Below are 12,467 nucleotides of genomic sequence, written 5' to 3'. Positions count from 1 at the left end.
CTAAACCATGTGTCCGGTCTGTACAGCTTTTCAAAGTGGCACGGCGTAAAGCCGGAACCTTAAGTGGCCGTGACCGCAGCAATGGATAGGATTGCTGAACGACAGCGCGGCGTTATTGCGCTTTTAAAGATCAAAAGATCGCGAGCAATCGAGCGTCGACCGGCTGCTCCTACGGATCACGGATGGCAGCGTTTGTAGGAACGAGCTTGCTCGTGATCTTTTGATCTAAAGGGCCCCTAAACCATGTGTCCGGTCTGTACAAGATCAAAAGATCGCGAGCAAGCTCGCTCCTACTCCGGGGTTGACGTATTGAATTCATTCCATTGGAACGATATCGATACAGTCACGCTAATCCGCAGCCGCCCAAGGCTTTGATCCGCTTGAATTTTTAATTACGCCCGCACTGTAGCGATTTCATTACAGCACGCGCAAAACTTTGCCCAGCAAAACAACATAGCTAATTGATATATAACGTTTTTTACAAACTGGCCGCCATCTTGCAAAGAACACTGCAATAAGCTCGCCCTGTCGAGCGTTCAACTGTGACCACCAGACCTGTCTGGCCTTGAGGAGTTTCCATGAGCGAATTGCGTTTTACCGAAGATCACGAATGGCTGCGGACCGAAGCTGACGGCACCGTCACCGTGGGCATTACCGCGTTTGCGCAAAACGCTCTGGGCGATGTGGTGTTTGTGCAATTGCCCGAGTTGCAGGTTTACGACAAAGGGGCAGAAACCGCGACTGTAGAGTCCGTCAAGGCCGCCAGCGGCGTGTACATGCCATTGAACGGTGAAGTGATTGAGGTCAACCCGGCCCTTGATGACAGCCCGGAGCTGGTCAACGAAGACCCGCTGGGTCAAGGCTGGTTCTTCCGCTTCAAGCCAGCGGATGCCAACGCCGTTGCTCAATTGCTTGATCAAGACGCTTACGAGCGCCTGATCAAAGCCAACGCCCAAGCCTGAGGAGCCGCCATGACCATCACGCTCAGCACCGCCAATGAATTTATCGCCCGCCACATCGGCCCGCGCCAGGCCGACGAAGAGGCCATGCTGGCCCTCCTGGGCTTTGACTCGCTGCAAGCCCTCAGCGCCAGCGTGATCCCGGACAGCATCAAGGGCACCAGTGTGCTCAACCTGCCGGCCGGCCAGAGTGAAGCCAACGCCCTGGCCTCAATCAAAGCCATCGCGGCCAAGAATCAACTGTGCAAGACCTATATTGGCCAAGGCTATTACAACTGCCACACGCCTTCACCGATCCTGCGTAACCTGCTGGAAAACCCGGCCTGGTACACCGCTTACACCCCGTACCAGCCTGAAATCTCCCAAGGCCGCCTGGAGTCTTTGCTGAACTTCCAGACCTTGATCAGCGACTTGACCGGCCTGCCGATTTCCAACGCGTCGTTGCTGGATGAAGCCACCGCCGCCGCCGAAGCCATGACGTTCTGCAAGCGCCTGAGCAAGAACAAATCCAGCCACCGCTTCTTTGCCTCCAGCCACTGCCACCCGCAAACCCTCGACGTGCTGCGCACCCGCGCCGAACCGCTGGGCATTGAGGTGGTGGTAGGTGACGAACACACCCTGACGGACGTTTCGCCGTTCTTCGGAGCCCTGCTGCAATACCCGACCAGCAACGGTGACGTGTTTGATTACCACGACCTGGTTGAGCGCTTCCATGGGGCCAACGCGCTGGTGGCCGTCGCAGCTGACCTGCTGGCCCTGACCCTGCTGACCCCGCCGGGCGAATTCGGAGCCGATGTGGCTATCGGCACCGCCCAGCGTTTTGGCGTCCCCCTGGGGTTCGGCGGCCCGCATGCTGCTTACTTCGCCACCCGCGATGCGTTCAAGCGCGACATGCCTGGGCGCTTGGTCGGTGTGTCGGTAGACCGTCACGGCAAACCGGCACTGCGCCTGGCCATGCAAACCCGCGAGCAACATATCCGCCGCGAGAAAGCCACCAGCAACATCTGCACCGCGCAAGTACTGCTGGCCAACATCGCCAGCATGTACGCCGTGTACCACGGCCCTAAAGGCCTGACGCAGATCGCTCAGCGCACTCACCAACTGACCGCGATACTGGCCAAAGGGTTGAGCGAACTGGGGCTGACCGTCGAGCAGGAGCACTTCTTCGACACCCTGACCCTGAACACCGCTAGCCGCACCGCTGACCTGCACGCCAAGGCCCACACCCAGCACATCAACCTGCGTGCAATTGATGAGCAGCGCCTTGGCCTGTCACTGGATGAAACCAGCAGCCCGGCCGATGTGACCGCCCTGTGGGCACTGCTCGCCACAGACGGTCAGGCCCTGCCCGACTTCGACACCCTGGCGGGCACCGTCACCGGCTCGCTGCCGACGGCCCTGCTGCGTCAATCGCCGATCCTCATTCACCCCGTGTTCAACCGTTACCACTCGGAAACCGAGTTGATGCGCTACCTGCGCCGTCTGGCAGACAAGGACCTGGCGCTGGACCGCACCATGATTCCACTGGGCTCATGCACCATGAAGCTCAACGCCGCCAGCGAAATGATCCCCATCACCTGGGCTGAATTTGGCAACCTGCACCCGTTTGCCCCGGCTGAGCAAAGCCTGGGGTATCAGCAACTGACCCACGAACTGGAAGCGATGCTGTGCGCCGCCACCGGTTACGACGCCATTTCGCTGCAACCCAACGCCGGCTCCCAAGGCGAGTACGCGGGCCTGCTGGCCATTCGCGCCTATCACCAGAGCCGTGGCGAAGAGCGGCGCGATATCTGCCTGATCCCCTCTTCGGCACACGGCACCAACCCCGCCACCGCCAACATGGCCGGTATGCGCGTGGTGGTCACGGCATGCGATGCTCGCGGCAACGTCGACATTGAGGACCTGCGCGCCAAGGCCATTGAACACCGCGATCATCTGGCGGCACTGATGATCACCTACCCGTCCACCCACGGCGTGTTCGAAGAAGGCATCCGCGAGATCTGCGACATCATTCATGACAACGGCGGCCAGGTGTACATAGACGGTGCCAACATGAACGCCATGGTGGGCCTGTGCGCACCGGGCAAGTTCGGCGGCGATGTGTCCCACCTCAACCTGCACAAAACCTTCTGCATTCCTCACGGTGGTGGCGGCCCGGGCGTTGGCCCGATCGGGGTCAAGTCTCATCTCACGCCGTTCCTGCCGGGTCACGGCGTTATGGAACGCAAGGAAGGGGCCGTGTGTGCGGCACCGTTTGGCAGCGCCAGCATCCTGCCCATCACCTGGATGTACATTCGCATGATGGGCGGCGAAGGGCTCAAGCGCGCTTCGCAACTGGCTATCCTCAACGCCAACTACATTGCCCGTCGCCTCGAAGAGCACTACCCGGTGCTGTACTCGGGCAGCCATGGCCTGGTGGCGCATGAATGCATCCTGGACCTGCGCCCGCTCAAGGACAGCAGCGGTATCAGCGTGGACGACGTGGCCAAACGCCTGATCGACTTCGGCTTCCACGCGCCGACCATGTCGTTTCCGGTGGCCGGCACGCTGATGATCGAGCCGACCGAAAGTGAATCCAAAGAGGAACTGGACCGCTTCTGTGAGGCCATGATCTGCATCCGTGAAGAAATCCGCTGTGTCGAAAACGGCACACTGGACAAAGACGACAACCCATTGAAAAACGCCCCGCACACCGCGGCTGAAATGGTCGGTGAGTGGGCTCACCCGTACAGCCGCGAACAGGCGGTGTACCCGGTTGCGTCGTTGATCGAAGGCAAATACTGGCCACCGGTCGGCCGTGTCGACAACGTGTTCGGCGACCGCAACCTGGTGTGTGCGTGCCCGTCCATCGAGCTGTATGTTTAAGCCGCTATAAGTCTCTAGCCGCAAGCTGCAAGTTAAAAGCCGGTTGGCTTCAGCTTGTCCCTTGCGGCTTGTAGCTTGCCACTTGGAGCTCCCATGTCCTTAAGCGTGTTCGACCTGTTCAAGATTGGCATTGGTCCCTCCAGTTCCCACACCGTCGGCCCGATGCGCGCCGCCGCGCGGTTTGTCGAAGGCTTGCGCCGTGATGAGCTGCTGCAACACACCGCCTGCGTAAAAGCCGAGCTCTACGGCTCCCTCGGGGCCACCGGCAAAGGCCACGGCAGCGACAAGGCCGTGTTGCTAGGCCTGGAAGGCAAACACCCGGACACCGTTAACACCGACACCGTGGCGCAACACCTGGCCACGATCCGCAGCAGTGGGCGCCTGAACCTGTTGGGCGAACACAGCATCGCATTCAATGAAAAATCGCACCTGGCGATGATTCGCAAACCCCTGCCTTTCCACCCCAACGGCATGATTTTTCGTGCCCTGGATGCGGCCGGCATTCAGCTGCGCAGCCGCGAGTATTACTCGATCGGGGGCGGCTTTGTGGTGGATGAAGGCGCGGCGGGCGCTGACCGCATCGTTGAAGACAGCACACCGCTGCCCTACCCGTTTAAAACCGCCAAGGACCTGCTGCACCATTGCACCCGCCATCACCTGTCCATCAGCCAGCTCATGCTGGCCAATGAAAGTGCCTGGCGGCCTGAGAGCGAGACACGCAGCGGCCTGCTGAACATTTGGCAGGTCATGCAGGACTGTGTCAGCGCCGGCTGTCGCAACGAGGGCATTTTGCCGGGAGGCCTGAAGGTCAAACGCCGCGCTCCCGCGCTGCACCGCCAACTGTGTGCTCACCCGGAGGCCGCCTTGCGCGATGCGCTGTCAGTGCTCGACTGGGTGAACCTGTATGCCTTGGCCGTCAACGAAGAAAACGCCAACGGCGGCCGCGTGGTCACCGCACCGACCAATGGCGCGGCCGGGATCATTCCGGCCGTGCTGCATTACTACATGCGGTTTATCGCCGGAGCCAATGAAGACGGCGTCGTGCGCTTCCTGCTGACCGCCGCTGCCATCGGCATCCTGTACAAGGAAAACGCCTCGATCTCGGGTGCCGAAGTGGGCTGCCAGGGGGAAGTCGGCGTGGCCTGTTCCATGGCCGCCGGCGCGTTGTGCGAAGTACTGGGCGGCAGCGTGCAGCAAGTCGAGAACGCGGCTGAGATCGGTATGGAGCACAACCTCGGCCTGACCTGCGACCCGATTGGCGGGCTGGTTCAAGTGCCGTGCATCGAACGCAACGCCATGGGCTCAGTCAAGGCGATCAACGCGGTGCGCATGGCATTGCGCGGCGACGGCCAACATTTTGTCTCGCTCGACAAAGTGATCCGCACCATGCGCCAGACCGGTGCCGACATGAAAAGCAAATACAAAGAGACCGCTCGCGGCGGTCTGGCCGTCAACATCATTGAGTGCTGACTTTCAAGGAGTCACGAATGACCACCGAACACCTGAAAAAAACCCCGCTGCACGCCCTTCACCTTGAGCGTGGCGCTCGCATGGTGCCGTTCGCCGGTTATGACATGCCCGTGCAATACCCGCTGGGCGTGATGAAAGAACACCAGCACACCCGTGAACACGCCGGACTGTTCGATGTGTCGCACATGGGGCAAATTCGCCTGACCGGAGCCGATGCCGCCAAGGCACTGGAAACCCTGGTACCGGTCGACATTATCGACCTGCCAGTGGGCATGCAACGTTACGCCATGTTTACCAACGAACAGGGCGGCATTCTGGATGACCTGATGGTCGCCAACCTGGGTAACGATCAACTGTTCCTGGTGGTCAACGCGGCCTGCAAGGACCAGGACCTGGCGCATCTGCGCGCGCATTTGGCGGCCCACTGCCAGATCGAGCCGCTGTTTGAAGAGCGCGCACTCCTGGCCCTGCAGGGGCCTGAAGCCGTTACCGTACTCAAGCGCCTGGCCCCTGAAGTGGCCGACATGACGTTTATGCAATTTGCCCCGGTCACACTGCTGGGCATTGAGTGCTATGTCAGCCGTTCGGGCTATACCGGGGAAGACGGCTTCGAGATCTCCGTGCCCTGCGACCACGCTGACGCCCTGGCGCGTCGCCTGCTGGCCGAACCGGAAGTGGCCGCCATTGGCCTTGGTGCACGCGACTCACTGCGCCTGGAAGCCGGCCTGTGCCTGTACGGGCATGATATGGACGAACACACCACACCCATCGAAGCAAGCCTGCTGTGGGCAATCTCCAAGGCCCGCCGGGCTGATGGCCCTCGGGCCGGAGGCTTCCCGGGGGCCGAACACATTTTTGCCCGCCAACGCGACGGCGTTGCACGCAAACGGGTCGGCCTGCTGCCCCAGGAACGTACACCCGTGCGCGAGGGCGCTGACATTGTTGATGCGAGCGGTCAGATTATCGGACGCGTCAGCAGCGGTGGTTTTGGCCCAACCCTGGGTGCACCGCTGGCAATGGGCTACCTGGACAGCGCTTTTACTCCCATCGACACAGACGTTTGGGCCATCGTACGTGGCAAGCAAGTTGCGATGAAAGTGTCAAAAATGCCGTTTGTTGCGCACCGCTATTACCGGGGCTAAATGCGTCAAAAAGTTGCATGACGCCTGCACTAACGTGTCATGCAACTGCCACATACCAGTGCGATGTTTCGATAGCGAAAAGCGATTATAAAAGTCGAAAATAATTGAACATTCCTATAACTGAATGTGCGTACAAAAAACCCCAAAGTTATATATAAAACAAGCCCTCCGGGTCACACTTAAGGGACTTGTTTTTGCATCCTTAGTTGTCGTAGAGTTTGCCCACTGTGTTTGCATGGGTCGCTGGAATCGTGACCTGGGCAGTAGCTTCAGGATTGCTACATCCCGTTCTGCGTCTCTTACTTTCCTGCAACCCAGCACCAGTCCTCTTTAAAGGTAAAGAGGCTGTCATTCATTGTTAGCGTCAAGGAATTAAGAAATGTCCCAACGTCAGAGCGGTACCGTCAAGTGGTTTAACGACGAGAAAGGTTTTGGTTTTATCACTCCAGAAAGCGGTCCAGACCTGTTCGTGCACTTCCGTGCCATTCAGGGCAACGGTTTCAAAAGCTTGAAAGAAGGCCAAAAAGTGACCTTCATCGCAGTTCAGGGCCAAAAGGGCCTACAGGCTGACGAAGTTCAAGCAGAAGCTTAAGCTTTCTCGCTCAAAAGCCTCTGATGGTGACATCAGAGGCTTTTTTATGGCCGCAATTCCGTAAGATGGCGTTTTTCATTGACGAGACCCTGTCATGTCGAAACAACCACTTAGCCCTCAAGGCGAGTTTCCCGCCGTGGGTTTGGGGCGCCGCCTGGCAGCCATGTTCTATGATTTCTTGCTGTGCACAGCGCTGCTGATCGTGACCACCTTTATCTACAAGCTGATCATGATGGCTTTTATTGGCGAAGCTAAACTGCGCGCCCTTTCAGAATCCGGTGCGCTGGACGGTGACCCGTTGCTGTCCACTCTGCTATTTTTTGTGTTGTTTGGTTTTTTTGCAAAATTCTGGACCCACTCCGGGCAAACCCTGGGAATGCAGGTGTGGGGCATTCGCGTGCAGAACGCTGACGGTACCGCAATCAGCCTGTGGCAAGCCTTACTGCGTTTTATTGTGTCCATCGGCTCATGGCTGTGCCTGGGCCTGGGGTTTTTCTGGTCGGTGTTCGACAAACAAAAGCGGACATGGCACGACATGTACTCCAACACTCAATTAGTCCGTATTCCCAAACCTAAAAAATAAAACAACCTGTCGTTGACGCGCTTTGCGAGGCTAGGTCCGGCACCGAAGGCGTCGTGAATCTAGGCAGCGCGGTGTGCCTGCCTGATCCGGGATTCAGGTTTTACGATTGCTGCGCAATCGATCGCAGCCTGCGGCAGCGACTACACCTGTAGTCGTTGACGAGTAGAACGAGGCTACGAAAGGGCCACACAGGTGCCCCGTCAATGCGCCTTCCCACCTCTAAAAATCAAAAAAGCCCGTATCTCGCGATACGGGCTTTTGGGTTACTGCAATAGGTGGCTTAGCAAACCTTGCTGGAAGATCCTGCGGACCTTGTCGCAGCCTGCGGCCGCCACATCACAGGCTGAAGGCTTACTCCGCCAGCTTAAAGGTAATGAAGCTGGCACGGCCCTGACGCAGTACCCGCATTGAGACCGAGCGGTTTTTCGGCAGTGCCTTGGCAATTTCAGTGAACTGCTTGGCATCACTGATAGCCTGGTTGTTGAGGTGAGTAATCACGTCACCCGGTTGCAGGCCAATCAGGGCGGCAGGCCCCTCCTGCACGTCCTTGATGATGACGCCGCCTTTGATGTCGTTGGCTTTCTTTTGCTCTTCGCTCAAGTCGACCACGGACACACCCAGGCGGTTGCTGCTTTGCTCAGCGCCAGCCAGTGAACTCAACTCTTTCCCTTCATCAGGGATAGCACCCACCGTCAGGTCCAGGGTTTTGCGCTTGCCGTCACGAACCACTTCAAGGGTTGCTTTGCTGCCGGCCTTAAGTGCGCCGACCAGATGCGGCAAATCGGCGGACATAACAATGGGCTTACCGTTCATGCTCAGAATTACATCGCCCACTTGCAGGCCACCTTTGGCAGCCGGACCATCATCCAGTACCTGTGCTACCAGCGCACCGGCCGGTTTTTCCAGGCCAAAAGATTCAGCCAGGTCCTTGTTGACCTCTTGAATCACTACGCCCAACCAGCCACGGCTCACCTTGCCACCCGCTTTAAGCTGATTGGACACGTCCATGGCGACATCGATTGGAATCGCGAACGACACGCCCATGAAACCACCGGAGCGGGTGTAGATTTGCGAGTTGATGCCCACCACTTCGCCCGCCAGGTTGAACAACGGCCCACCCGAGTTACCCGGGTTGATGGGCACGTCCGTCTGGATAAAAGGCACGTAGCTTTCATTCGGCAAGCTGCGACCAATGGCACTGATGATGCCTTGGGTCACGGTATGGTCAAAACCAAACGGTGAACCGATTGCCACAACCCATTGGCCCGCCTTGAGGTCCTGAGATTTCCCAAGTTTGAGCACGGGCAGGTTTTTGCCATCAATTTTCAGCAACGCCACGTCGGAACGCGGATCGGTTCCCACCAGCGTGGCTTTCATTTCGCTACGGTCCGACAGGCGCACGATGATTTCATCGGCATCCGCCACCACGTGGTTATTGGTGAGGATGTAGCCATCCGGGGAGATGATAAAACCTGACCCCAGGGACTGGGCTTCCCGTTGACGGCCACCCTGCCCGCCGGGTCCACCGCGGCTTCCCGGTGGCAGGCTACGTTCAAAGAAGTCGCGCAACCCGGGTGGCAGCCCTTCCAGATCAGGCATCTGCCCCATGCTGGATGCTCTGCGCTCAGGCAGCTTTTGCGTGGTGCTGATATTCACCACAGCCGGAGAGGCTTGCTCGACCAATTGTGTGAAGTCAGGCAACTGCGCTTCAGCAAGGGCCGGCACGGCTTGGCCCAGCATCAGCACGGCAGCAAAAATGGGTAAGTAAGATTTCAATCGAGGCATCGATATACAGCTCCCGTGAGTAGCAAGCAGAGTTAAGCGACAGGCACCAAAAACTTAAGCCAGCATAGACTCATTTCAGAGTCCTAAAGCAAAGCCAGCCCAGCACCTTCACATGTGCCGGGCTATAAAAAGATAAAAAATGGATGTTTCAACACCCCGATTCATCATTTCGATCTGTTAGTTCTCATGAGCCGCAGGCTCCGGTTCGGCCTCACCCGAGCGCATTGAAAGCGCAATACGTTCCGCCGTGCCCATCGGAATTTCACCGACCACCGTCGCCAATATGTCGCCATCTGGTGAGGTGAGATGCCTTGACACGGCGACCGTCGGCCCAAGCTGTAGCCGTGTATCACTGGCAGCAGCGCCCTTCAACGGTTCGAGAAACACCGAAAAGCGCGTCAAACCATCGTCATATAACAGACTGGTAATTTCAGAGCGGGTTTTCGGGTCGCGGCGAACAGTGCTACTGACGATCTCAAACCCTGGGGGTAACCAGTCAGAGTGCCAGGCATGAGCCGCATGACTCGAAGGTGCTCCTTCAATCTTCTGAGGGACAGATCGGCATTGGCTTGTAGGCATGAGCTGGCTGTCATCAGGTGCAGTCGTGTCGAGACGCACAAACTGAAAGCGCTCCAGTAATTGCCCTTTGTCATTGAGCAACAAGGATTTGAGCGGCAAACCGGTGTCGCGATCCAGGTACAACTCGACGCCGTAACGGTGTTGATCGCGAGGCGTGAGGGCAATGACCGCAACAGGTCGGCCTGCAACCCGCGTAGTCCCGGTTTTGGAGATGGTGTACCAATCATCCAGCCGATCGACTTCCAGTTGCCGCACCGTGGCTGCACTCACATCTGCAATCCGTGGTGCAGCATTGCCGCTGACACATTCAGTATGTCCATCGGCACGTACCACTTCATGCGCTGCACCATCCAGTTGCATCAAACGCTCACGAACTTTTCCATCCTGCACGCGGTGCCAGATGTTATGGGTAGAAAAACTACCGTTACGCTCGTAAACGAAAGTGCCCTGATAGCTTTGCTGCTGCTCGGCCTGCCCAAGACGTTTGAGCCAATCCCGGGCTTCATCCGCCTGGGCTGGAACGACAAACCATCCACTGAGCAACAGAGGTAACAAAGGTAGGACGCGCATGAGGGTCCTTAACGGTTTTCCAGGCTAGCAGCGCGCGCATACGGCAGAGGGCTTTCAGTGCCTTTCAACGCCGCTTGCTGAGCGTGCTGGCGCAAGTACCCGGGCAAACGCTGATCCTGCCAGCCGGGCTGGCCTTGCAGAACCCTGTTGGCCATCGGGCCGGTGGCCTGATCACTGCTCTCGCTGTAGTTCGCCAACACCGCCGGGCCTTTGACCATCGGAGCACTCAACGTCTGCTGAGCGGCTTGTTGGGCCAGTTGATCACCGACGATGTCATCCTGGTTATACAACCTGACCCCAGCCAGTACGGCAACGGTCACCGAAGCAGCCACAGCCAGACGACCAATGCTGCGCCACGGCCCACGCACGACCTTCGCTGGCGTCTGTTCTTCAGCCAACGCCGCCGAGACGGCAGAGGCGATGTCCAGGCGCGGAACCAGCAACTCCTTGTGCATGGCCGCACGTGCCACCTGATAGCGGGACCAGGTGTCACGGGTTTGTGTATCGTCAAAGGCATTCAATACCCGACGCAGTTCCAGTTCGTCCGCTTCGTTATCCATCACTGCGGACAGCGATTCCTGCAGGGCTTCACGACTCATGGCGTTCCTCTCTTGGCTGTCGCCGCTGTCTCAAGTGTCCTGCAACAACGGTTGCAGGGCTTTATCAATGGCCTCCCGAGCGCGGAAAATCCGGGAGCGCACGGTGCCTACCGGACATTGCATGACGCTCGCAATGTCTTCGTAACTCAGACCATCGAACTCACGTAAAGTTAAAGCGGTACGCAAATCTTCAGGCAATTGCTGGATAGTTCGATGGACAGTGCCTTCGATCTCATCCCGGAGCAATGCACGCTCCGGCGACTCAAGATCCTTGAGGCCATGATCGCCATCGTAGAACTCAGCATCTTCAGAACTTACATCGCTATCCGGTGGCCGCCGTCCGCGAGACACCAGATAGTTTTTCGCCGTATTAATGGCGATACGGTACAGCCACGTATAAAACGCACTGTCGCCGCGAAAATTGCCAAGTGCACGGTAGGCCTTGATAAAAGCCTCTTGTGCAACATCCTGGGCTTCATGGGTGTCGTGCACGAAACGCACGATCAACCCGAGAATTTTGTGTTGATACTTCAACACGAGCAGATCGAAAGCTCGCTTGTCACCGCGCTGAACGCGCTCGACCAGCTGCTGATCCTCTTCCTGGGTTAGCATGAACACTCCTCGATAAACTCGGAGGAAGCTTGCATGGCTAAACGACCGGACTTGCAAACATAGACTCGGGCTTTTCGCAAAAGTTCTCCCCCTCCAAGCAAGTTTCCTGCGGGCTCTGATTTGGCACGCACGAAAAACGCAGCGCGGGATAAACCGGCTGCGCGAATAATCTTTTCATCGGCTCGCCGGCTAGAACCCAACCGCAGGTTCCGCATTGAAGCCGACACTGTCCCTTGTTTCGGGCAACTGTCTATTGATCTTGGGCCTCTGGCAAAAGTTCCAAATATTTATAGACGGACCGCGCCGACATTGGGCAACCGTGAGCGGAAAAAGCATGTTTCATCTGCGATACAGTCGCTTTTTCCCAAAACCGGCGGAAAAATCTTCCGACAAAGCGTCGGCATTTCACCGTCACAGTAGTTTCACAATGCCATATCCACCCGGCTATTGTGCCGCCCCACCCCTCTATATACTAGTGGGCTGTGTGGCTGTCTCGACTCGCCCATCCGCCTGTCTTGCGCCAACCCCGACCCGGGTCGCATTGAGCGGAATCCTGAAATGAGCCAACAGTTTCAACACGATGTTCTGGTGATTGGCAGCGGCGCTGCCGGTTTGAGTCTCGCGCTGACCCTGCCCGGTCACTTGCGCATCGCCGTACTGAGCAAGGGCGATCTTGCCAACGGTTCGACTTATTGGGCCCAGGGTGGCGTC

The 12,467-nt window shown here is 57.9% G+C and carries 11 protein-coding genes; 7 read left to right on the top strand and 4 right to left on the bottom strand.

Annotation, left to right across the window (positions count from 1 at the left end; translation table 11 throughout):
- The first annotated feature begins 578 nt into the window (after nucleotides 1-578).
- From gcvH to Q1W15_RS22810, 6 genes are all read left to right on the top strand, one after another.
- Nucleotides 579-962, top strand: coding sequence for a glycine cleavage system protein GcvH (gene gcvH, locus Q1W15_RS22835; protein WP_300732951.1), 384 nt, complete (start codon nucleotides 579-581; stop codon nucleotides 960-962).
- Nucleotides 963-971: 9 nt separating this feature from the next.
- Nucleotides 972-3,824 (top strand): aminomethyl-transferring glycine dehydrogenase, encoded by a 2,853-nt coding sequence (gene gcvP, locus Q1W15_RS22830; protein WP_300732948.1) that lies wholly within the window; start codon nucleotides 972-974, stop codon nucleotides 3,822-3,824.
- Nucleotides 3,825-3,917: 93 nt separating this feature from the next.
- Entirely contained in the window at nucleotides 3,918-5,294 is a 1,377-nt protein-coding gene (locus tag Q1W15_RS22825; protein WP_300732945.1) for an L-serine ammonia-lyase, read from the top strand.
- 17 nt (nucleotides 5,295-5,311) lie between these two features.
- Nucleotides 5,312-6,436: a glycine cleavage system aminomethyltransferase GcvT gene (gene gcvT, locus Q1W15_RS22820; protein ID WP_300732942.1), complete on the top strand. Its 1,125-nt coding sequence runs from the start codon at nucleotides 5,312-5,314 to the stop codon at nucleotides 6,434-6,436.
- 379 nt (nucleotides 6,437-6,815) lie between these two features.
- Complete coding sequence (locus Q1W15_RS22815) at nucleotides 6,816-7,028, top strand: cold-shock protein (protein WP_198631666.1); 213 nt, start codon at nucleotides 6,816-6,818, stop codon at nucleotides 7,026-7,028.
- 94 nt (nucleotides 7,029-7,122) lie between these two features.
- Nucleotides 7,123-7,611, top strand: coding sequence for an RDD family protein (locus Q1W15_RS22810; RefSeq protein ID WP_300732931.1), 489 nt, complete (start codon nucleotides 7,123-7,125; stop codon nucleotides 7,609-7,611).
- Between the two features lie 351 nt (nucleotides 7,612-7,962).
- Here the strand turns inward: Q1W15_RS22810 and Q1W15_RS22805 are convergent, their stop codons facing one another.
- From Q1W15_RS22805 to rpoE, 4 genes are all read right to left on the bottom strand, one after another.
- Nucleotides 7,963-9,402 (bottom strand): DegQ family serine endoprotease, encoded by a 1,440-nt coding sequence (locus Q1W15_RS22805; RefSeq protein WP_300733171.1) that lies wholly within the window; start codon nucleotides 9,400-9,402, stop codon nucleotides 7,963-7,965.
- 171 nt (nucleotides 9,403-9,573) lie between these two features.
- Entirely contained in the window at nucleotides 9,574-10,545 is a 972-nt protein-coding gene (locus Q1W15_RS22800; protein WP_300732928.1) for a MucB/RseB C-terminal domain-containing protein, read from the bottom strand.
- A gap of 8 nt (nucleotides 10,546-10,553) precedes the next feature.
- Entirely contained in the window at nucleotides 10,554-11,144 is a 591-nt protein-coding gene (locus Q1W15_RS22795; protein ID WP_300732924.1) for an RseA family anti-sigma factor, read from the bottom strand.
- A 30-nt stretch (nucleotides 11,145-11,174) separates the two neighbouring features.
- Nucleotides 11,175-11,756, bottom strand: coding sequence for an RNA polymerase sigma factor RpoE (gene rpoE, locus Q1W15_RS22790; RefSeq protein WP_274104932.1), 582 nt, complete (start codon nucleotides 11,754-11,756; stop codon nucleotides 11,175-11,177).
- Nucleotides 11,757-12,314: 558 nt separating this feature from the next.
- Here rpoE and Q1W15_RS22785 point away from each other — a divergent pair.
- Nucleotides 12,315-12,467: FAD-dependent oxidoreductase (locus Q1W15_RS22785; RefSeq protein ID WP_300733169.1), on the top strand; the 153-nt coding region annotated here is incomplete at its 3' end.

This window comes from Pseudomonas sp., assembly GCF_030150285.1.
Lineage (GTDB): Bacteria > Pseudomonadota > Gammaproteobacteria > Pseudomonadales > Pseudomonadaceae > Aquipseudomonas.
Note: the sequence above shows the minus strand (reverse complement) of the source record. Positions and strands in the feature narration are given on the sequence as shown.

What these genes read in the sequence shown, in the direction of transcription:
- gcvH (WP_300732951.1), top strand. Translation starts at nt 579, where the DNA reads ATGAGCGAATTGCGTTTTACCGAAGATCACGAATGGCTGCGGACCGAA.
- gcvP (WP_300732948.1), top strand. Translation starts at nt 972, where the DNA reads ATGACCATCACGCTCAGCACCGCCAATGAATTTATCGCCCGCCACATC.
- rpoE (WP_274104932.1), bottom strand. Translation starts at nt 11,756, where the DNA reads ATGCTAACCCAGGAAGAGGATCAGCAGCTGGTCGAGCGCGTTCAGCGC.
- Q1W15_RS22800 (WP_300732928.1), bottom strand. Translation starts at nt 10,545, where the DNA reads ATGCGCGTCCTACCTTTGTTACCTCTGTTGCTCAGTGGATGGTTTGTC.
- Q1W15_RS22795 (WP_300732924.1), bottom strand. Translation starts at nt 11,144, where the DNA reads ATGAGTCGTGAAGCCCTGCAGGAATCGCTGTCCGCAGTGATGGATAAC.
- Q1W15_RS22825 (WP_300732945.1), top strand. Translation starts at nt 3,918, where the DNA reads ATGTCCTTAAGCGTGTTCGACCTGTTCAAGATTGGCATTGGTCCCTCC.
- Q1W15_RS22810 (WP_300732931.1), top strand. Translation starts at nt 7,123, where the DNA reads ATGTCGAAACAACCACTTAGCCCTCAAGGCGAGTTTCCCGCCGTGGGT.
- gcvT (WP_300732942.1), top strand. Translation starts at nt 5,312, where the DNA reads ATGACCACCGAACACCTGAAAAAAACCCCGCTGCACGCCCTTCACCTT.
- Q1W15_RS22815 (WP_198631666.1), top strand. Translation starts at nt 6,816, where the DNA reads ATGTCCCAACGTCAGAGCGGTACCGTCAAGTGGTTTAACGACGAGAAA.